This is a genomic window from Streptomyces sp. NPDC047981, from assembly GCF_040653315.1.
In the GTDB taxonomy this organism is placed as follows: domain Bacteria; phylum Actinomycetota; class Actinomycetes; order Streptomycetales; family Streptomycetaceae; genus Streptomyces.
In genome coordinates this window covers 1-20850 of the sequence record NZ_JBEZNQ010000110.1, presented here as the reverse complement: position 1 = coordinate 20850, position 20850 = coordinate 1, and the positions used below count along the sequence as shown (strand labels likewise).

16 protein-coding genes and 1 pseudogene are annotated in these 20850 nt (G+C 74.3%); 6 read left to right on the top strand and 11 right to left on the bottom strand.

What is annotated here, in order from left to right:
- From AB0E14_RS36245 to AB0E14_RS36225, 5 genes and pseudogenes are all read right to left on the bottom strand, one after another.
- Nucleotides 1-1248 (bottom strand): annotated as a pseudogene (locus AB0E14_RS36245) (hypothetical protein); the annotation flags it as partial.
- 47 nt (nt 1249-1295) lie between these two features.
- Nucleotides 1296-2264 carry a hypothetical protein gene (locus AB0E14_RS36240; protein WP_362428588.1) on the bottom strand — a complete coding sequence of 323 codons (969 nt, stop codon included), beginning with the start codon at nt 2262-2264 and terminating at the stop codon, nt 1296-1298.
- Entirely contained in the window at nt 2261-2788 is a 528-nt protein-coding gene (locus AB0E14_RS36235; protein WP_362428585.1) for a hypothetical protein, read from the bottom strand. Before AB0E14_RS36235 ends, AB0E14_RS36240 begins: the two co-directional genes overlap by 4 nt.
- Entirely contained in the window at nt 2785-4320 is a 1536-nt protein-coding gene (locus AB0E14_RS36230; protein ID WP_362428582.1) for a hypothetical protein, read from the bottom strand. Before AB0E14_RS36230 ends, AB0E14_RS36235 begins: the two co-directional genes overlap by 4 nt.
- 100 nt (nt 4321-4420) lie before the next feature.
- Nucleotides 4421-5152: a GntR family transcriptional regulator gene (locus tag AB0E14_RS36225; RefSeq protein WP_362428579.1), complete on the bottom strand. Its 732-nt coding sequence runs from the start codon at nt 5150-5152 to the stop codon at nt 4421-4423.
- 173 nt (nt 5153-5325) lie between these two features.
- Between AB0E14_RS36225 and AB0E14_RS36220 the strand changes: the two genes are divergently transcribed.
- The 4 genes from AB0E14_RS36220 (at nt 5326) to AB0E14_RS36205 (ending at nt 8947) form a co-directional block, all read left to right on the top strand.
- Nucleotides 5326-6606: an MFS transporter gene (locus tag AB0E14_RS36220; RefSeq protein WP_362428577.1), complete on the top strand. Its 1281-nt coding sequence runs from the start codon at nt 5326-5328 to the stop codon at nt 6604-6606.
- A gap of 93 nt (nt 6607-6699) precedes the next feature.
- Entirely contained in the window at nt 6700-7464 is a 765-nt protein-coding gene (locus tag AB0E14_RS36215) for a 5-oxoprolinase subunit PxpA (RefSeq protein WP_362428574.1), read from the top strand.
- A complete protein-coding gene (gene pxpB, locus AB0E14_RS36210; protein WP_362428571.1) occupies nt 7461-8087 on the top strand; it encodes a 5-oxoprolinase subunit PxpB in 627 nt (208 codons plus the stop codon). Before AB0E14_RS36215 ends, pxpB begins: the two co-directional genes overlap by 4 nt.
- Complete coding sequence (locus AB0E14_RS36205) at nt 8084-8947, top strand: biotin-dependent carboxyltransferase family protein (protein WP_362428568.1); 864 nt, start codon at nt 8084-8086, stop codon at nt 8945-8947. The genes pxpB and AB0E14_RS36205 overlap by 4 nt, the downstream gene beginning before the upstream one ends.
- Nucleotides 8948-8981: 34 nt before the next feature.
- Here AB0E14_RS36205 and AB0E14_RS36200 read toward each other — a convergent pair whose 3' ends face one another.
- The 6 genes from AB0E14_RS36200 to AB0E14_RS36175 all read right to left on the bottom strand — a co-directional run bounded on the left by AB0E14_RS36200 (nt 8982) and on the right by AB0E14_RS36175 (nt 18447).
- On the bottom strand, nt 8982-12569 hold the full coding sequence (locus tag AB0E14_RS36200; RefSeq protein ID WP_362428565.1) for a hydantoinase B/oxoprolinase family protein: 3588 nt from the start codon (nt 12567-12569) through the stop codon (nt 8982-8984).
- On the bottom strand, nt 12566-13621 hold the full coding sequence (locus AB0E14_RS36195; RefSeq protein ID WP_362428562.1) for an SGNH/GDSL hydrolase family protein: 1056 nt from the start codon (nt 13619-13621) through the stop codon (nt 12566-12568). The genes AB0E14_RS36200 and AB0E14_RS36195 overlap by 4 nt, the downstream gene beginning before the upstream one ends.
- A complete protein-coding gene (locus tag AB0E14_RS36190; protein WP_362428558.1) occupies nt 13618-14796 on the bottom strand; it encodes a glycosyltransferase in 1179 nt (392 codons plus the stop codon). The genes AB0E14_RS36195 and AB0E14_RS36190 overlap by 4 nt, the downstream gene beginning before the upstream one ends.
- Nucleotides 14793-15920: a glycosyltransferase family 1 protein gene (locus AB0E14_RS36185; RefSeq protein WP_362428555.1), complete on the bottom strand. Its 1128-nt coding sequence runs from the start codon at nt 15918-15920 to the stop codon at nt 14793-14795. Before AB0E14_RS36185 ends, AB0E14_RS36190 begins: the two co-directional genes overlap by 4 nt.
- A gap of 465 nt (nt 15921-16385) precedes the next feature.
- Nucleotides 16386-17801, bottom strand: a complete 1416-nt coding sequence (locus tag AB0E14_RS36180; protein ID WP_362428552.1) for a HEAT repeat domain-containing protein — start codon at nt 17799-17801, stop codon at nt 16386-16388.
- A 253-nt stretch (nt 17802-18054) separates the two neighbouring features.
- The gene (locus AB0E14_RS36175; protein ID WP_362428549.1) at nt 18055-18447 is read right to left on the bottom strand and encodes an ankyrin repeat domain-containing protein; all 393 of its coding nucleotides are present in this window, start codon (nt 18445-18447) and stop codon (nt 18055-18057) included.
- A gap of 395 nt (nt 18448-18842) precedes the next feature.
- Between AB0E14_RS36175 and AB0E14_RS36170 the strand changes: the two genes are divergently transcribed.
- Nucleotides 18843-19037 carry a hypothetical protein gene (locus AB0E14_RS36170; protein ID WP_046907412.1) on the top strand — a complete coding sequence of 65 codons (195 nt, stop codon included), beginning with the start codon at nt 18843-18845 and terminating at the stop codon, nt 19035-19037.
- A gap of 37 nt (nt 19038-19074) precedes the next feature.
- Nucleotides 19075-20766, top strand: coding sequence for a hypothetical protein (locus tag AB0E14_RS36165; protein WP_362428546.1), 1692 nt, complete (start codon nt 19075-19077; stop codon nt 20764-20766).
- The last annotated feature ends 84 nt before the right edge of the window (nt 20767-20850 follow it).

Below are 20850 nucleotides of genomic sequence, written 5' to 3'. Positions count from 1 at the left end.
GGCCCGGTGGCGGAGCACGGCCTCGGCAGCCTGCCACGCGGAGTGCAGCGTGCGAGCCTCGATGAGTTCGCGCCGCTGGGAGGCGGCGCCCTTCTCGGCGACCGTGAGGGCCAGGGAGGCGTGCCGGAAGGCGAGTTCGGCGGCGATGAGGGAGCTGCGGCCGCGGGCCGCCTCCGCCTCGGAGACGGCGTGCGCGGCAGAGGTGACCTGCTGGGCGAGCTCGGCCGTACGGGCACGTTCCTCGGTGGCACGGGCGGAGAGCCGGCGGGCGAGGGTACGCGTGCGGCGCTCGGCCCCGGCGTGGATGTCACGCGCGCGTGCCCGGGTCTCGGCGGCGTCGACGATCCGGCCGAGGAGGTCGACGGAACCGGCGGTGAAGTCGCGTTCGGCGGTGAGTTCGGCGCGCCGCCCGAGTTTGTTGCCGAAGCCGCTGACGAGGTCGGCGAGGCCGTCGGTGTCCCGGGTGTCGGTGACGGCCCGCAGCAGCAGGTCGGTGAAGTCGGAGTCCTTCTTGACCGCGAAGAGGCCGGCGGCCTCGCCCTCGTCGGCGTTCATCTCCCGCTGGTAGCGGAAGAGTTCGGGGTCGAGGCCCAGGTCACCGAGGTGTTCGTTCCAGCGGTCGTGGATCTCCTCCCAGTACACCTCCAGGTGCGGGTAGGCCTTGCCCGCCTCGGTGAGGGCGTCCCGGAAGCCCTTCATGGTGCGGCGGCGGCCCTGCGCGCCGGACGCGCCCTCGACGGGCGGGCGCACGGAGGTGGCCTCCGCGACCGGCAGGTTGTCCAGGCTGAGGCCGGGGCCGGGGCGGAAGGAGTACCAGGCCTCGGCGAACTTCCGGGGGTCGTTGGAGACCTGGCGGCCGCGCCACTCGCTGGCCTTGCCGACGACGACCAGCTCGCCGGTGAGGGTGTGCTGCCATTCCAGGGCGACATGGCCGCAGTCGTCGGCGAGCAGGAACTTGCGCAGCACACCGGAGCTGGCGCCGCCGAGGGTGTTGCGGTGGCCGGGGAGCATGACCGAGAAGATCAGCTTGAGGAGGACGGACTTGCCTCCGCCGTTCTCCAGGAAGAGCACGCCCGCCGGGGCGGGCCGGCGCGGCGGGCCGACCGGCTCCTCCTCGAAGAACTCCGCCTGGGTGGGGGCGGGGTTGGGCACGGGCGCGCCGACTCCGCGCAGGTCCAGGACGGTGTCGGCGTAGCGCGCACCGGCGGGACCGATGGAGTAGAGGCGGACCCGGGACAACTCGTACATGGCGGCGGGGCTCTCAGTCGTCTTCTGAAGCTTCTGAAGTCTGGCGGTCAGGCGTGGAAGGGCAGGCCGGCGTCGGCGGCGAGGTCCAGGTCGTCGCCCTGGGGCGGCGGCAGGAGCGTCGCGCTGCCGTCGCTGACGGGGACCACGCCGAGGTCGAGCAGTTCGGCCATGGCGGCGCTGCCGGCCATGTCGCGGACCTGGAGCTGGTAGCGGGCGGTGGTGCGGTAGGCGCCGCCCGAGTCGTCGCCGGTGCGCTGGAGGAAGCCGGAGTCGGTGAGGAAGGCGACGGCCTTGCCGACGATGCCGGTGGTGGAGCCGGCGAGGCGGCGGGCGTCCTTGGTGGCGCCGGTGGAGCTGCGGCGGGCGTAGATCCGCCAGGCGGCCTCCAGTCCCGGGGCGTCGGACGCGGGGTCGGTGTTCTCGCCCAGCTCCTCGGCGCGCTCTTCGAGCCGGCGGCAGGCCTGGCGGACGAAGGCGTCGACTCCGTTGACGGTGAGCCGGCCGATGTAGCCGTCGTCGGCGAGGTCCTCGGGGCGGGGGAAGGCCATGGCGGCGACGGCGAGGTGGGCGAGTCCGTGCAGGAAGCGGTCGGCCGAGTCGGTGTTGGCGCGGCGGGCGTAGTCGCCCATGCGGACGGCGAAGACGGAGTCCTCGCCCGCGGTGACGGCCATGCCCGCGCGCGGGGAGACCTCGAGGACGACGAGGCCGAGGCCGGTGGCGACGGCGTCGGCGAGGCGCGCGAAGGCGGGGTCCTCGCGGTAGCGCCGGAGCAGCTCGGTGTACTCGGTGTCGCGGGCGGGCAGCAGCTTGGGCTGGAGCCCGAAGGAGACGAGCCGCGCGGCGTCGGCCGCGTCGGCGGGGGTGACGGCGTGCGCCGCGGCCTGAGTGCCGTGGTGCGGTGCGGACGGTGTGACCGATGCGGCCGGTGCTGCTGATGTGGCCGGTGTGACGGCGGGGGTGTGCGGGGGCTCCGGCTCGCTCCACGCGTCGGCGTGCTCGGCGTGGTGTTCGCTCACGGCTGGGGCTCCTCGGTACGGGTGGTGCGGGTCGTCGGTGGTGCGGGGGCTTCGGTCGGCTCGGGGGCTTCGGTCGGCTTCGTCGCCGCAGTCGGCTCTGGTGCCCCGGTCGGCTCTGGTGCCCCGGTCGGCTCTGGTGCCGCGTTCGGCTCCGTCGCCGCGTTCGGCTTCGTCGCTTCGGGGCGGGGCAGCGGGAGGCGGACCGGGATCACCCGCACGGCGGGTCGCCGGGGCGGGGCCTGGTCCACCGCGACCGGGCGGGTGACGGCCAGGCGCATGGCCCGCACGAACGGCGCGGGGCTCCGGCGGACGGGGGTCGCGGGCGGAGGTACCGGCACGACCCCCAGGACCATGGGGGCCGAGGGCTGGGCGGGTACGAGCGCGCCCGGGCCCCCGCCCGGAGTCGCCTCCGCGGCGCCCGGCGCGGGAACCGCGGGAGTCACGGGAGTCTCCGGAGTGCCGGGAGCCTCGGACGTCTCCAGCACCTCGGGAACCGTCGCGGGGGCCTGCTGCTCGGTGGTCATGAGGCCTCCGTGCGGTCCGCGGCCATACCGAGCGCGTCCAGGAGCGCCGTACCCACTATCAGGTCGGCGCCGCCGAACTCCGGGTCGTCCAGCTGCGTGCCGTCGTCCACCGCGAAGAGCAGGCGCTCCTCGCCCTGGCGGTACGCCGTGCCGACCGGCGGGCTCGCGGCGTGGACGGCGAGCAGGGCGACCAGGTACGGGAGGTCGGGGTCTCCGGGGTCGCGCAGCCGGGCCTCGGCGAGCAGGCCGGAGAGGCGGCGCGGGGCGTCGTGCTCCAGGTCGAGCAGGTCCTTCGCGCGCGCCAGCTGCTCATCGCTGAAGCGGCTGTCGTCCGGCGTCGCGATCAGATCCGGTTCGGGCATCTCCGCGCCCAGGTGCTCGCGCTCGACGGGCGGGGTGAGGAGCATCTCGACCAGGTCGCCGACGCGCACCGAGGTGGGGGTGCGCAGGCCGGTGCCCCGGGCGAAGAACGCGTCGGTGACCCGGGTCGCCCGCTCGACGGGGAGCGGCAGGATCGGGGCGACGAGCTGGCCGTAGAGGTCTATCCCGGTGTACGAGGTCGGCGCGGCGAAGGCCTGCCGGTCCTGCTCCGCGCGGAAGAGCGGGCCCGCTTCCAGGAGGCGGGACTGGAGCTGGGTGTGGCGGCGGATGCAGTCCTTGACGATGTCGACGAGCTCGGCGGCGCGGCGCTTGTGCTCGGGCTCCTCGGCCTCGTCGCGGGCCTTGCGGATGTTGGTGAGGATCGCGTTCTCGTGGCGGTAGCGGTCGGCGACGTGGTCGAGGGCCTCGGCGATCATGTCGGGGACGGTCTCGAGCCAGTCCACCGCGCGCACGTTCCGGCGGGTCGCCTCCAGGGTCCTGCGGAGGGTCTCGGCGTACTGCACCGTGCGGTACCGCGCCTGCTCGGCGGCGAGCTGGGCGTCGGCGAGCCGGCCCCTGCTGATCAGCACCTCCAGCTTCACCTCGGCGGCGATCTGGGCGCTGGTGACATCGGTGTCCAGGGCTCCGACCAGGACGTTGACCGCTTCGTCGGTCGTCCGGAGGTAGACCCCGCCGCCGTAGCCGGGGACCTCTTCGATCAGCTTGAAGTCGTAGTCGCGACGGGTGTAGACGCCGTCCGCGCCGAAGGTGCCGTAGACGGCACGGAAGCCACGGTCCACGCTGCCGACGTTGATCAGGTTCTCCAGGACCCAGCGGGCGACCCGCTCGTGCTCCGCGGCGGGGCGCTCGGGGGCCTGGGCGGCGACGCGGGGCAGCAGGCGCGAGACGATCTGCTCGTGGTCGGCGCCCGTGTCGAAGTCCATGTTGAGTGTGACGAGGTCGATGGCGGAGAGGGCGACCTCGGCCATCGCGTAGACCGAGTACTCACCCGCCAGGTTCGCCTTGCGCGTGTCCAGGTCGTGCAGCGGGGCGGTGCACGCGAGCGCGCGGAGCCGCCGCGCGAGCCCTTCGTCGGCGGCCGGACCCGGCGCGGGCCGCGGCCCCGCGCTGAGCTGGGGCGGAACGAGGTCCGTCGAGGCAGGCGAAGTCACGGTGCACAGATTAGGTCCTCGAACTGACAACGGTCGAAACGGCGCAGATACGACCCGCCCGCACCGGGACCTCCGCCCTTCGGGCGCCGGGGGCCCGCCCCTACGCCTCCGCCCGGTCCGGTTCGTCGACCGCCTTGGCGTACGCCGCGGCGACCCGGGTGCGGGAGTCGTCGAGGTAGCCGGCCAGAAGCCGTTCCGCCGTCTCGCGTTCCCCGGCGAGCAGAGCGTCCAGAATCTCCTGGTTTCGTACGAGATACGGCTCGTGCAGTCCGCGCGGGTCATCGACGATGTGGAAGGCGAGCCGGAGTTCGGCGAGGACGCCCCGCATCAGCTCGTCGGTGCGCGCGCTGCCCGCGAGGGCGACCAGCTCGCGATGGAAGTGGATGTTGGCGGTGGAGACACCCCTCCAGTCCTCCGCGGCGGCGGCCTGCCGGCCCTCCTCGACGGCGGCGAGGAGCCCGTCCACATCGAACGGCGGCTCCCCCAGCGCGTGCACGACCGCGCATTCGACGAGCCGGCGGGTGCGGTAGATGTCGGCGACGTCCTCGACGGCGAGCACCCGGACGAAGACGCCCCGGTTGAGTTCATGGACGAGCAGCCGCTCGTGGGTGAGCAGCCGGAACGCCTCGCGCAGGGTGTTGCGGGAGACCCCGAGCGCGCCGCCGATGCTGTCCTCGGAGAGCCGGGTGCCGGGCGGGAAGAAGCCCTCGGCGATCCGGGTGCGCAGGATGTCCGCCACGCGCTCCGCCGTGCTGGTCCGCCCGAGCAGCACCCGATCGTCGGCGAGTTCGCCGAGTTCCCCGATTCCACCGATTCCGGCCATTCCGCCCATCGCGCCTCGTTCCTCTCGTCGTTCGCGGCCGAGTCAATCGCAGCCGCTGCCCGGAAACAAGAACGTGACGACATGCCTCTTGTCGGATCGTTCAACGATCCCCTACCTTGGCGACACCGCACGGTCCTTCAGTACGTCTCTCAGGCACGCTCCTCCCCCTCTGCGAGGTGCAGATGAGCACGACACAGACCCAGCAGCAGACCCAGGGCGAACGGCCCGACGAAACGGGCGCGTTCGCCTGGCTGCGCGCCCTCGGGCCGCGCGGGCGCCGCGCCTTCGGCGGCGCGTTCGGCGGATACGCCCTGGATTCCTACGACTTCTTCACCCTGCCGCTCTCGATGGTGGCGATCGCCGCCTACTTCAGCCTCGACAAGGGCCAGACCGGTCTGCTCACCACGGTCACCCTGGTCGTCTCGGCGGTCGGCGGCGCGCTGGCCGGCATCCTGGCCGACCGCATCGGCCGGGTGAAGGCGCTGATGATCACCGTCATCACCTACGCGCTCTTCACCGTCCTGTGCGGCTTCGCGCCCAACTACGAGACCCTGATGGTCTTCCGCGCCCTCCAGGGCCTCGGCTTCGGCGGCGAGTGGGCGGTCGGCGCGATCCTGGTCGCCGAGTACGCCTCCGCCAAGCACCGGGGCCGTACGCTCGGCGCCATCCAGAGCGCGTGGGCGGCCGGCTGGGCGCTCGCGGTGATCGTGTACACCCTGGTCTTCGCGTTCGTCGAGGCCGATCTCGCCTGGCGGATCATGTTCTGGACGGGCGCCCTGCCCGCGCTCCTCGTGGTCTACGTCCGGCGGAACGTCGAGGACGCCCCGCAGGCCGCCGAGATCCGGCGCGGCTCGGCCGAACGCGGCTCGTTCACGGCCATCTTCAAGCCGTCCCTGCTGCGCACCACGCTCTTCGCCGTGCTGCTCTCGACCGGCGTGCAGGGCGGCTACTACACGCTCGCCACCTGGGTGCCGACCTTCCTGAAGACCGAACGGGGGCTGACGGTCGTCGGCACCGGCGGCTATCTGGCGTTCCTGATCTCCGGGGCCTTCATCGGCTATCTGACCGGCGGTTACCTCACCGACCGGCTCGGCCGGAAGAAGAACATCGCGCTCTTCGCCGCCCTGTCGGCGCTGTCCGTCCTCGCGTACACGAACATCCCGTCCGGGGCGAACACGCTCCTCCTCGTCCTCGGATTCCCGCTCGGCTTCTGCATGTCGGCCATCTTCAGCGGGTTCGGCTCCTTCCTCGCCGAGCTGTACCCGACGGCGGTACGGGGCACGGGGCAGGGCTTCACGTACAACACGGGGCGCGCGGTGGGGGCGATCTTCCCGACGCTGGTCGGCTTCCTCGCCGAGAGCTGGGGCGTCGGCGGCGCGCTGGTCTTCGGGGCGATCGGCTACGGGCTGGCGGTCCTGGCGCTGCTCGGGCTGCCGGAGACCCGCGGAAAAGAACTGGTATGACCCCCGCGGCGGTTGTCACCGAAGGGCGAGCCGCCGAACACCGCGTCGCGGCCTGAGCCGCCCGCGCCGCCGCACGTGACGGAAGGAACCACCATGAGCTGGGCCTCGATCGACCTCAACGCCGACCTCGGCGAGGGCTTCGGCCGCTGGACGCTCACCGACGACGAGGAGCTGCTCTCCGTCGTCACCAGCGCCAACGTGGCCTGCGGCTTCCACGCCGGGGACGCGGTCACCATGCGCCGCGTCTGCGAGCTGGCGGCGGAGAGAGGCGTGACGATCGGGGCCCAGGTCTCCTACCGGGACCTGGCCGGGTTCGGCCGGCGCTCGATGGACGTCCCGGGCGACGAGCTGGCGGCCGAGGTCGCGTACCAGATCGGCGCGCTGAACGTGTTCGCCCGGGCGGCCGGGTCGCGGGTCGCGTACGTGAAACCGCACGGCGCGCTGTACAACCGGGTGGTCCGGGACGAGGCGCAGGCGGCGGCGGTCGTGGACGGGGTGCTGCTCGCGGGCGGCGGGCTGCCGGTGCTCGGGCTGCCGGGTTCGCGGCTGCACGAGGCGGCCGGGAAGGCGGGGCTGCCGGTGGTGACCGAGGCCTTCGGCGACCGGGCGTACACGGCCGACGGTTCCCTGCTGCCACGGGGGCAGGAGGGGGCCGTCGTCACCGATCCGGCCGAGGTCGTGGAACGGTCGGTGTCCATGGCCAGGTTCGGGGTGGTCACCGCGCACTGCGGCCGGTCCGTTGCGGTACGGGCGCGTTCGCTCTGCCTGCACGGGGACACCCCGGGCGCGGTCGGCCTGGCCCGGCGGGTGCGCGCCGAACTGGAGGCGACCGGGGTCAGGGTGGAGGCGTTCGCATGAAGGCGCGTCGGGTGTACCGGGTCGGCGAGCGGGCGCTGCTCGTCGAGTTGGGCAGCGGGACGGAGACGGAGGCGTTCCACGCCGAGCTGCTGCGGCGGCGGGCGGGCGGTGTGCTGCCGTCCGTACGGGAGATCGTGCCGGCGGCGCGGACGGTGCTGCTCGACGGGGTCGACGCGCCGGACGTGCTGGCGGGGCAGCTGCGGGAGTGGTCGGTTCCGCCGCTCCACGCGCGTGTGGAGCGGGCCGTCGAGGTACCGGTCCGCTACGACGGGCCCGATCTGGCCGAGGTCGCCGCGCTCTGGGGGGTGTCCGTGGAGACGGCGGTCCGGATCCACGCGGCGACCGAGTTCCGGGTCGCGTTCTGCGGGTTCGCGCCGGGCTTCGGGTATCTGACCGGGCTCGGCGAGCAGTACCAGGTGCCGCGCCGGGCGACGCCGCGCACATCCGTCCCCGCCGGGTCGGTCGCGCTCGCGGGGCCGTACACCGGGGTCTATCCGCGTTCCTCCCCCGGCGGCTGGCAGTTGATCGGCTCCACGGACGCGGTGCTGTGGGACGCGGGCCGTGAACCTGCGGCGCTCCTCACGCCCGGTGCCCGGGTGCGCTTCGTCGTGGAGAGCCGGTGACCGATCGTGCGTTGGCGGTGGTCCGGGCTGGTGCGCTGACCACCGTGCAGGACCTGGGGCGGACCGGGTACGCGCATCTGGGCGTGCCCCGCTCCGGGGCGCTGGACCCGGGCGCGGCCCGTCTGGTGAACCGGCTCGTGGGCAACCCGGAGGACGCGGCGGTCCTGGAGACCACGGTCGACGGGTGCGCGGTACGGCCCCGTGGTGCGGTGACGGTGGCCGTGGGCGGCGCGCCGTGCCCGGTCACGGTCGACGGCCGGCCGGTCGCCTGGGGGACGGCGGTACGGGTACCCGCGGGGGCGCTCCTCGAGGTGGGGCGGGCCACGCGCGGCCTGCGCGCGTACGTGGGGTTCGGGGGCGGGCTCGCCGTCGAACCCGTCCTCGGCAGCCGCTCGACCGACCTGCTGTCCGGGCTCGGCCCGGCGCCGCTGGCGGACGGGGCCGTGCTGCCGCTGGGAGCGGAGTCGGCCCCACGGGGGTGGGTCGACGCTCCCCCCTGGCCGGGCCCGGCGGACGAACTCGTCCTCCGGGTCCGGCTGGGCCCGCGTCACGACCGGTTCACCCCGGCGGCGCTGCGCACCCTGGCCACGCGCGTGTACCGGGTCTCTCCCGCCACCAACCGGATCGGTCTGCGGACCGAGGGGCCGCCGCTGGAGCGGGCGGTGACGGCCGAACTCCCCAGTGAGGGCATGGTCCTGGGCGCGGTCCAGGTGCCGCCGGACGGCCGGCCGGTGATCTTCCTGGCCGACCACCCCACGACCGGCGGCTATCCGGTCGTGGCGGTGGTGCGGGAGGCCGACCTGGCGGCCGCGGCGCAGGCGGTGCCGGGGACGGTGGTGCGGTTCGTGCCCGTGCGCTGAGGCGAACCGTGCGGTCTCAGGGCCGGGTACGGCCTCACGGCGTGCCGTAGCCCCCGCCGCCCGGGGTGCGCAGGACGAGCACGTCGTCACGGGCGACCTCTGTCGTGTCGACCCCGCCGAGGTGGTCGACCGTGCCGTCGGCGCGTTCGACCAGGTTCTCCCCGAGCCGCCCCGGCTCCCCGCCCGCCATTCCGTAGGGCGGGACCCGGCGGTGGCCGGTCAGCAGGGTCACGGTCATCGGTTCCAGGAAGCGGATCCGGCGTTCGACGCCGTCGCCGCCGTGCCAGCGGCCGGTCCCGCCGCTGCCCGTCCGTACGGCGAAGGAGTCCACCCGGACCGGGTGACGCCACTCCAGGATCTCCGGGTCGGTGAGCCGGGAGTTGGTCATGTGGGTCTGGACGGCGTCGGCGCCGTCGAAGCCCTCGCCCGCGCCGGAGCCGCTCGCCACGGTCTCGTAGTACTGCACGCGCGCGTTGCCGAAGGTCAGGTTGTTCATCGTGCCCGAGCCCTCGGCCTGGACCCCGAGGGCCGCGTAGAGGGCGCCGGTGACCGCCTGGGAGGTCTCCACGTTCCCGGCGACCGTCGCCGCCGGGTAGCGGGGCGCGAGCATCGAGCCGGGCGGCACGCGGACGTCCAGGGGTTCCAGGCAGCCGCTGTTGAGGGGGATGTCGTCGTCGACGAGGGTGCGGAAGACGTACAGCACGGCGGCCATGACGACGGAGGTGGGCGCGTTGGCGTTGCCGGGCAGCTGCGGCGAGGTGCCCGTGAAGTCCAGGACCGCGGAGCGCCGTTCACGGTCGACGCGGACCGCCACCTGGACGACGGCGCCGCCGTCCGTCTCGTAGCGGCAGGAACCGTCCCGGAGGCCCGCCACGATCCGGCGTACCGACTCCTCGGCGTTGGCGCGGACGTGCCGCATGTAGGCGTGGACGACGTCGAGGCCGAACTGGTCGACCATGGCGCGCAGTTCCTCGATCCCCTTCTCGTTGGCGGCGATCTGGGCGCGCAGGTCGGCGAGGTTGGTGTCCGGGTCACGGGAGGGGTGGGGGGCACCGGTGAGCAGCGCCCGGGTCTCCTCCTCGCGCAGCCGGCCGTCCCGTACGAGCAGCCAGTTGTCGAAGAGGACGCCCTCCTCGTGGACGGTCCGGCTGAAGGCGGGCATGGAGCCGGGGGTGATGCCGCCGATCTCGGCGTGGTGGCCTCGTGAGGCCACGAGGAAGAGCAGTTCGCGGCCCTCCTCGTCGAAGACCGGCGTCACCACGGTCACGTCCGGCAGGTGGGTGCCGCCGTGGTACGGGTCGTTGATGGCGTAGACGTCGCCCGGGCGCAGCTCGTCGCCGCCGCGCCGCAGCACCTCCTTGATGGACTCGCCCATGGAGCCGAGGTGGACGGGGATGTGGGGCGCGTTGGCGATCAGATTGCCCTCGGGGTCGAACAGGGCGCAGGAGAAGTCGAGCCGCTCCTTGATGTTGACGGAGTGGGCGGTGTTCTCCAGGCGTACGCCCATCTGCTCGGCGATCGCCATGAAGAGGTTGTTGAAGACCTCCAGGAGGACCGGGTCGACGTCCGTGCCGACCGCCACGCGCGCGGGGCGGGGGGTGGCGCGGGTGAGGACGAGGTGCCCGCCGTCGCCGACGGCGGCGCGCCAGCCGGGGTCGACGACGGTGGTCGCGTCGGCCTCGGCGAGGATCGCGGGCCCTGTGACGGTGTCGCCGGGGCGGAGGTCCTCCCGGCGGTACAGCGGGGTGTCGAAGGCCGTGGGGCCGTGGTGCGTCCGTACGGTCGCGCGGGGTTCGGGGGCCCCCTTCCCGGTGCCCGCGTCGACGACGACGGGACCGTGGGGTCCGGCGAGGCCCACGGCCTCCACGGACACGGCCTCCACGACGAGCGGCCGTTCCATGGTGAAGGCGTACCGCGCGCGGTGGATCCGCTCGAAGGTCTCCCGCATCCGCGCGGCGGGGGCGAGGTCGACCTGGAGGCTCGCGTCGGTGCCGCCGTAGCGCAGGAGCACGCGCGCGTGGGTGGTGATCGCGGAGTCGGGCAGTCCATCGGCGCGCAGGTCCTCGCTCGTCCGCTCGGCGAGTTCGGCGCAGAGCTCCGTCACGCGCGCGTGCGTGCCTTCCGCGTCGAGTTCGGCCTCGACCGAGCGTTCGCGCATGGCGGTGGCGTCGGCGAGGCCGATGCCGTACGCCGAGAGGACACCGGCCAGCGGCGGTACGAGCACGGTGTCGACGCCCAGGGCGTCGGCGACCGCGCAGGCGTGCTGGCCGCCTGCGCCGCCGAAGCTGGTGAGGGCGTAGCGGGTGATGTCGTGGCCGCGCTGGACGGAGATCTTCTTGACGGCGTTGGCCATGTTGAGGACGGCGATCTCCAGGAAGCCGGCGGCGACCTCCTCAGGGGTGCGGCCGTCTCCGATCTCCCGGGCGAGGGCGGTGAACCCGTCCCGCACGACGGTGTCGTCGAGCGGCTGGTCGCCCCCGGGGCCGAACACGGCGGGGAAGTGGGCCGGCTGGACGCGACCGAGCATCACGTTGGCGTCGGTGACCGTCAGCGGGCCGCCCCCGCGGTAGCAGGCGGGGCCGGGGACGGCGCCCGCGGAGTCGGGGCCGACGCGGTAGCGGCTGCCGTCGTAGTGGAGGACGGAGCCGCCGCCCGCCGCGACGGTGTGGATGTTCATCATGGGGGCACGCATCCGGACGCCCGCGACCTGTGTACCGAGTTCACGCTCGAACTCGCCCGCGTAGTGCGACACATCGGTGGAGGTGCCGCCCATGTCGAAGCCGATGACCCGGTCGAACCCGGCCTGCTCGGACGTACGGGCCATGCCGACGACACCGCCGGCCGGTCCGGACAGGACGGCGTCCTTGCCCCGGAAGTGGGCGGCCTCGCGCAGGCCTCCGTTGGACTGCATGAACATGAGCCGGATCCCGGCGAGTTCACGGGCCACCTCGTCGACGTACCGGCGCAGGATCGGCGAGAGGTAGGCGTCGACGACGGTGGTGTCACCGCGCGGGACCAGTTTGATCAGCGGACTGACCTCGTGGGAGCAACTGACCTGGGTGAAGCCGACCGTGCGGGCGAGGTCGGCGATCCGGCGCTCGTGGGCGGGGCTGCGGTAGCCGTGCAGGAGGACGACGGCGGCGGAGCGGTAGCCGTCGCGGTGGGCGGCCCGCAGCCGCGCGGCGACGGCGTCCTCGTCGAGGGAACGGACCGTCCGGCCCTGGGCGTCGACCCGTTCGGGGACCTCCACGACGCGTTCGTACACCGCCTCGGGGAGCACGATGTGCCGGTCGAAGAGCCGGGGCCGGTTCTGGTACGCGATCCGCAGGGCGTCCCGGAAGCCCTCGGTGACAAGGAGGACCGTCGGTTCCCCGCGCCGCTCCAGAAGGGCGTTGGTCGCGACGGTCGTGCCCATCTTGACCACGGAGACCCGGTCGGCGGGGACCGGCTCTTCGGGGCCGAGCCCGAGGAGGAGGCGGATGCCCGCGACGGCCGCGTCGTGGGGGCGGGCGGGGTCGTGGGAGAGCAGCTTGCGGGTGACGAGACGCCCGTCGGGCCGCCGGCCCACGATGTCGGTGAACGTGCCGCCTCGGTCGATCCAGAACTCCCAGCGCCCGGTCATTCCCCCATTGTGGCCACCGGGGCCTCCAGGGACACGGCCGCGAGCGCCGCCTTCAGGGCGTGTTCGGCCTTCCGGTCGAGCCGGTCGTCGGTGCCGCGTGCCCGGTGGCCCAGTTCGGCGCCCGCCAGGTGCAGGAGCTGGGGCAGCAGGTCGGTGCAGCGCCGCAGGACCCAGCCGGTGCCCGCGGTGGCGAGCCAGAGCACCGCTTCCGTACGGGTGGGCGGCGGCTGCCGGGGCTCGGGCGAGGGCGGCGCGCCACGGGCGAGGTCCCGGGCGGTCAGCAGGTCGTGGAAGCGCGCGGCGATCGCCCGGTGGCCACGCTCGCCGGGGTGCAGCCGGTCGGCGCTCCACAGGGTCCTGTCGTCGGTCCAGGTGCTGTCGGCGAGGTGGAGGTGGACGGCGTCGTAGCGGACGGAGAGCGCGTGGACGAGGGTGTTCACGGCCCGCTGGCGCCGGGCGAGCGGGCGGGCGAGCGGGGCGGGGAGGGCGAGCATCCGGCCCGGGTCGGGCAGGCAGGCGGTGAGCAGGACCGCTCCGCTCGCGGTGAGGTCCGCGCAGACACGGTCGAGGCGACGGGCCAGCTGTTCGATGTCGAAGGTGTGGCGGAGGGTGTCGTTCACGCCGACGACCACGGAGGCGAGGTCGGGCCGGAACGCCACCGCCACGGGCGCCTGGTACTCCGCGACCTCCCGGCTCTGGGCTCCGCTGACGGCGAGGTTGCGGAACTCCAGGCGCTGCCCCGGCCCCGCGAGGCCCTCGGCGAGCAGGGCCGCCCAGCCGCGCCAGGCGCCGTCGACCCGGTCGCCGACGCCCTCACTGAGGGAGTCGCCGAGGACGGCGAACCGCAGCGGCGGGGGCGCCGCCGGATCGGATCCGGTGGGGCGGCGCGGGGCGTGGACCGCGGGACATTGGGCAGGGATTGGATCCGATATCCAGGGCAGTGGGGCCGGGGTCTTGGAGAGGGGATCCGATGCCGGGGCAGCACCCGGCGGCACGGCTTCCTCCCGGGTTTCCTCCGGAGCTTCCTCCCGGGCGGGGACCGTCGTGGTCATGTCCGCACCCCCTGCTGCGGTACGAGGATCGTGGCGGGGGCCGCCTCGTGCGCGTCGAGGAACGCGGCGATCGAACGGTCCCAGCCGAAGAGTTCGGCACGCGCGCGTGCCGCCGCGCGGCGGACCGGCTCGGGGCGGTCGAGCAGGGTGCGCACCGCGGCCGCGAAGTCGGCCGGGTCGTCCGTCGCGCAGGCGCCGGCGTCGCCGATGACCTCCGGGAGCGCAGAGGAGGCGCTGACGACGACGGGCGTGCCGCAGGCGAGAGCCTCCAGGGCCGAGAGGCCGAAGGTCTCGGCCGGTCCGGGGGCCAGGCACAGGTCGGCGGAGGCCTGCAGGTCGGCCAGGGCCTCGCGGTCGGCGACGTGCCCCAGGAAACGGACCGGGAGCCGTTCCTCCCGGGCCCGCCGCTCCAGCGCGGCCCGAAGCGGCCCTTCACCGGCGACGGCGAGCGTGGCCCTGACCCCTTGGCCCCGCAGCCGGGCGAGCGCGTCGAGGGCGGTGCCCGGGCGCTTCTCCACGGAGAGCCGCGAGCACATCAGCAGCAGGACCCCCTCGCGGCCCGCGTGCGCGGCGCGCAGCGCGGCGCTGTGCCGCTCCGGGCGGCATCGCTCCAGATCCACGCCCAGCGGCGCGCGCAGGACGTTGCGGGCGCCGATCCGGACGAACTCCCGCTCGGCCCACTCGGTCGTGCAGACGATCCGTGAGTACGCCCACGCGGTACGGCGGTTGAGCCGGTCGGCGGCGCGGGCGGCGGCGACCGCCGGTACGCCCCAGGTCCGCAGCACGCCGTCGGCGGTCTCGTGGGAGACCATCACCGAGGGCACCCTGGCGCGGCGTGCCCACTCCCCCGTCCAGCGCAGGGTCGTGCGGTCGGAGACCTCGATGCGGTCGGGGGCGAGTTCCTCCAGGATCCCGCGGACGCGGCGCCGGTCGGCGAGGACGCGGTAGCCGCCGGTGCCGGGCAGCACGGGCCCCGGCAGGGTGATGATCCGCCCCTGGTCGGTGAGACGGTCGCTCTCGACGTCGCCGGGGACGATGAGGACGGGCTCGTGCCCGGCGGCGAGGTAGCCGCGGCCGAGCTGTTCGAGGGCGGTGCGCAGGCCCCCCGAGGTGGGGGTGACGAAGTTGGCGAGCCGGACGATGCGCAGGGGGCCGGCTATCGCGGGGCCTCTCATGCCGCCACCGCCGTCCGCTCGCGCAGGACCTCCAGGTAGTGGCCGATCAGCTCGTCGCCGACGGCCTCCCAGGTCCGGCTCTCGACGGCCGCCCGGCCCGCCCGCCCGTAGGCGGCGCGCAGGGCCGGTGCCGCCGCGAGGGAGGCCACCGCGTCGCGCAGGGCGGCGGTGTCGTCCGGCGGGACGAGGAGACCGGTTCTTCGGTGGTCGACGAGGTCGAGGGGGCCGCCGGCGGCGGGCGCGACGACCGGGACGCCGCTGGCCATGGCCTCCTGGACGGTCTGGCAGAACGTCTCGTACGGACCCGTGTGGGCGAAGACGTCGAGCGAGGCGAAGATCCTGGCGAGGTCGTCGCCCGTGCGGCGGCCGAGGAACCGGGCGCCGGGCAGGGCCGCGCGCAGGGCCTGTTCGCTGGGCCCGTCGCCGACGACCACGACGCGCACGCCGGGCAGTCCGCAGACGCCGGAGAGCAGTTCGACGTGCTTCTCGGGGGCGAGGCGGCCGATGTAGCCGACGAGGAGTTCGCCGTCCGGGGCGAGTTCGCGGCGCAGGGCCTCGTCGCGCAGGTCGGGACGGAAGCGCACGGTGTCGACGCCGCGCCGCCAGAGCCGTACGCGGCCGATGCCGTGGGTCTCCAGGTCGCGCGCGGCGGCGGTGGACGGCGCCAGGGTGCGGTCCGCGGCGCCGTGGACGGCCCGCAGCCTGCGCCAGGCGGCGCCTTCCCCCGCGCCCATGTAGGTACGGGCGTATCCGGCGAGGTCGGTCTGGTAGACGGCCACAGCGGGCAGGCCGAGCCGGGTCGCCGCCGCCATCCCGCGGACCCCGAGCACGAAGGGGCTCGCGAGGTGGACGACGTCGGCCCGGTGGGCGGCGATGGCCGTGGCGAGGCGGCGGCTGGGGAGCGCGACGCGCACCTGGGGGTAGCCGGGGAGGGGCAGGGACGGGACGCGGACGACGGGGCACGGGGCGTCGGCGTCCAGGGTGTCGGTGGCTCCGGCGACGGCCGGGGCGACGACGAGCGGGTCATGTCCGCGGCGGACGAGGTGGCGCGCGGTCTGCTGGGCGCAGTGCGCCACACCATTGACATCGGGTGGGAAGGATTCGGTGACGATGACGACACGCATACCGGTGTTGTCGTCGCGTCCGGCGTGTTCCCGCCGACGGGGATCTGGACGCCCGGGGAACGTCCCATGAGCGTTTGCCCCTGGGCCGGAGAAGGGCCCTGGGGCCGGTACAGAGCCGATGCGACGCCCCGCCCGACGGAGGATATCCGGGCCTCGCCCGAGGGCGGGAACCAGCGCCTCGTCCGAGCCCCGGAATGAGCGCCTGGCCCGAGGCCGGGAACCGGCATCTCGCCCAAGCCCGGAAACCAGCACCCCGCCCGAAGCCGGGAACCGGCATCTCGCCCAAGCCCGGAAACCAGCGCCCCGCCCGAAGCCGGAAATCATCGCCCCGCCCGAGGCCCGCCCCCGACACCCCGCCCGAGGCCCGGCCCCCGGCCCGGCCGCGCCCTCATGCGCCTCGGCACCCGCCGGTGGACGGCGGGTGCCGGACTCCCACCCGGGGTGGGCCGCGGAAGGCGGGCGGCGTCAGACCTGGAGGTCGGGCCCTATGCGGTTGCGGACCGCCGTCTGTACCTCGGCCTCCTCGGCCGGGTCGGCGGCGAGCCGCCGGAGCCGCTCGGCGACGCGGACGTCCCCGGTCTCGGCGTGCAGGGCCGCGACCTCGCGCGTGGTCTCCTCGCAGTCCCAGAGGCACTCGACGGCGAAGCCCGTCGGGAAGGTCGGGTCGGTGGCGGCGAGGGCGCGCGCGGTCCGGCCGCGCAGCTGCGAGGAGGCGGTCTCCCGGTAGACGTGGCGGAGCACGGGCGCGGCGCAGCCGATGCCGAGCCGTCCGGCGCCGTCGACCAGGGCGTAGAGGGCGGTCGCGTCGGGGCCTTCGGCCCGGACGGTCTCGCGGAGCGCGCCGAGGACGAGCAGGGAGTCCTGGGCCCCGCCCCGGCAGGCGAGGACGGCGCCGGCGGCGGCGCCGAGCGCGTCGGGCCTGTGGACCCAGCCCCGGGCGCGGTCGACGGCGGGTTCGCCGCACATCCGCTCGAACGCGGCGACGGCGACGTCGGCGACGGTACGGGAGTCACCGCCGGCCGCGGCCTCGATCAGGTCGAGGACGGCGGGATCGCATGATTCGGCGAGGTAGTGCAGGGCGGCGCAGCGCGCGCCGTCGGGTCCGCTGCGGGCGGCCTCGACGATCCGCGGCCGGTCCTCGGGTCCGGCGACGGCGGTCAGGCAGCGCGCGGCAGGCCCGTGCAGTTCGGCGCCGCGCTCCAGGCCTTCCTGGGCCCAGTCGAAGACCGCCTGGACGCTCCAGCCGGGCCGGGGCCCGCTCGGCCGCATCTGGCGCTGCCAGCGGTCGAAGGAGCCCTGTTCCTGGGCGGCTCTGACCCGGGCGCCGACGGCGTCGCGCTGGTCCTCGGCCCACAGCCGCCAGGGGCGGGGCTCGAAGGCGTCCCGCACGGCGCTCGCCAGCTCGGCGTCGCCTTCGCGGCCGACCGGGAAGCGGGCCAGCACGGGGAGCGCGAGGGCGCGCAGCCCGGTGTCGTCGTCGCGCAGGGCGAGCTCGTCGAGGGCCCAGGCCCAGTTCGTGCCGGTCGCGGCGTACCGCCGGAGCAGCAGCAGGGCGTCCTGGCGCCCGTAGGACGCGAGGTGCCCGAGGACGGCGAGCGCGAGACCGGTCCGGTTCTCCTCGGTGTCGAGCTGGTCCTCGGCGCCGAAGAGGTGGGCCTCGATCTCGTCGAGCCCGCCGGCGAGGTCGAGGTAGAGCCGCGCGTAGTAGAGGGACCGGTTCTCGACCTGCCAGTCGTGGCGGGGGTCGCTGAGAACGCAGTGGTTGAGGGCCGCGAGGGCCTCGGCACGGGGGGCGGCGAGGGCGTGCAGGGTGCCGTCGCCGCGGCCCCTCTGCAGCAGGCCGAGCAGGGTGCCGCTCGGCGCTATGACTGGATCGAACATGGAAGACGCCTCACATCAAGCTGTCGACACGACCGGAAGTACGGGGCACTGGTGATCGCCTAGGCCGCGCAGCAACATGTCGAGCCGCCCGTCGTCCTTCGCTTGGTGGTGACCATCTTCCTCTGCCTCTCGTCGGTGGCCCCTTGCGGGCCCGACGTCATGATGACCCAGCCATTTCGCCACCGCGACCACATTTACGACACCGCTCTCACCTGGGGTTCAGCACCCGTTCATCCGGATACCGCCCGGAACCTCAGCGGGTCCCGAACAGCTCCAGGATTTCCGCCTTCCCAAACATCCGAGCAGTATCCACGGCGGACGGAGTCCCCGCTTCCGGATTTGCGCCGCCGGCCAGCAGCGCGCGCACGACGGCGTCCTCGCCCTTGAAGACCGCGCCCGCGAGCGGGGTCTGGCCGCGGTCGTTCGCGCGGTCGGCGTCGGCGCCACGGGCCAGCAGGGCGGCGACCGCGTCGGCGTGGCCGTGATAGGCGGCGAGCATCACGAGCGAGTCGCCCCGGTCGTTGGTGAGGTTCGCCGGCACGCCCGCGTCGACGTAGGCGGCCAACGCCTCGGCGTCTCCGGTGCGCGCCAGCTCGAAGACCTTGCTCGCCAGCTCGATGACCTCGGGGTCCGGAGTCTCGCTCATCCGACGTACCCGCCTTTCGTTCCTCGGAACCCACAACCGTGAATCTTGACCTGCGCACGGCAAGCGCAGCCGTACGAGTGAATCGACAGGGTACTGCCCGTCGGACGACATGACGCGAGGCGTCCACGGCAAAGATCACCGCAGCTCACCCGGCTCGTACCGGCCACCCCGAACCGCCCCGCCCAGTTCCGGCCGATCCCGGCCGACCCCGGACCGGAGGAACGCCGTCCGTGCTAGCGCGCTCCGCGCGTTTCGCCACTCGGGCAACCCCTCCCCGTCCGCCAGTCAAGTGAAATCGCCCGACTTTCACCCATATGCACCTTTAATCGCATAGATACTTGCTGTGAACCTGGAAGGACTCATGGTGACTGTCCCCTCAACCAGGAGAACCCCAAATGATCCTGTCCATCTCAGGCGTGGTCCTGCTCGGCATCATCTGCTTCCTGTTCTTCAAGAAGGACGGCATGAAGGCGTCCCACGCCCTCGTCAGCGCCCTCTTCGGTTTCTACCTCGCGGGCACCGCCATCGCCCCGAGCATCACCGCAGGCGGCCAGAGCCTCGCCAGCCTCTTGGGCGGGATCAAGTTCTGACGCCCGACAGTCCCTTCCACAACTCCAGGAGTACGACGTGGCCCGGCGACCACTCCCCCGCATTCTGACCAGCGGCAGCGACCGGATCGCTCGCAGTCGAGAGATCGCTCGCACGGCCGCCGACAGCGCCACCGACGTGCTCCATCCGCTGATCACCATCTCGCGTGGTCTGCGGAAGCTGGCCGCGACCGCGCGCGCCAAGTGGGCCGCGACCCCCAAGGAGCGGCGCGGTCCCACGCTGCTCCTGGTCGCGGCCTGCGTCCTCGTCGTCGCGCTCGTCCCCTACGGTCCGCTGCTCGCCCTCGTCTCGGTGATGGGCGCGGCCGCGTGGACGGGTCGTGAGCGCCCGGTCGTGAAGACCGGGCCCGACGACGCCGAGGTCGAACGGCTCAAGGGCCTCTACGAGGCACTGGTGCCGTACCTCTCCGTCCCCGAGGACCCGGCTCCTCTCTTCGCCCACGGCGGCGACTGGAGCGGCGCCTTCGGGGACTTCTCCTTCGACGACGACGGCCGCCTCACGCGGCTGCGCATCCGGTACCCCGCGTACTTCACCGACGGCGAGGCCGCCTCCCGGGCCCGGATCGAGCAGCTGCTGCACGCCAAGTCCGGGCGCGGCCGGGAGTACCTCTTCGACTGGGACGAGGAGGGCAACCAGCTCGTGATGAGCGTGCTGCCCGCCCTGCCCACCACGATCGCCGCCCAGCGCTTCGTCACCGTGCCGGGCGAGACGGTCCTCGGCTTCACGGACGCCGACGCCGTCCAGCGGACGGTGCCGGTCGTCACCGCCGACGGCGAGGAGGACGCGCCTCCGGTGCTCTGGCGGACGGGCCCCCGCTCGACCGAGCCGCACCTGCTCGCCGTGGGCCAGCCCGGCGCCGGCACGACCTCCCTGCTGCGCTCCGTCGCCCTGCAGACCCTGCCGTACGGCGATGTGCTGATCGTCGAGGGCAGCGGCACCGGCGAGTACGCCTGTCTGACCGGCCGGGCGGGCGTCCTGGCCGTCGAGTGCGGCCTCGCGGGCGCGCTCGCGAGCCTGGAGTGGGCGGCGCACGAGACCGAGCGGCGGCTGATCGCGGCGAACCGGGCCCGGCAGGCGGGCCGTCCCGCGCCCGACGACACCCGGCGCCCGCTGTGGATCCTCCTCGACCGGCCGAGCGTCCTCGGCCACCTGGCCGCGGCCGACGGGCGTCCCGACCCGCAGGACCTCCTCCAGGTACCGCTGCGGCACGGCCGGGCCGCGCAGGTCACGGTGGTGGTGGCGGAGCAGTTCGACAGCGTGGACGCGCTGAGCGAGACGGTACGGACGCACACCCGCGCCCGTGTCGTCCTCGGCCCCGCCTCCGCCGCGCAGATCGCCTCGGTCCTCGGCGCCGAGCCGCACACGACCCCGACCCCGTCCGTCCCACCCGGGCGGGGGTACGCCCGGCTCGGTACGGGACCGGTGCTGCGCCTGCAGGTACCGGCGACGCCGGATCCGTACGACGAGGCGACCGGCGAGGCGCACCGGCAGGCGGTGCTCGCCCTGCTGCCGGAGCGGCAGGACGCGACCTCGGCGGCAGTGCCCCCGGCCCCCGGTTCGGCCCCGGACCCGGGCCAGGCCCCGCCCCAGGCCCCCGCTCAGGCACCGGCCCAGGCCCCGGCTCAGGCCCCGGCTCAGGCCCCCGCTCAGGCACCGGCCGCCGGCCCCACCCTGGACCTCGGCCCGGCCCCGGTCCCCGCGGAGGGCTGACCGCCGGCCGCACACGGCGAAGGGGGCCCCCCCGCGGGGGCGCCCGTCGCCGGCTCCACCCACAACGCCACCACACGGCCCAGC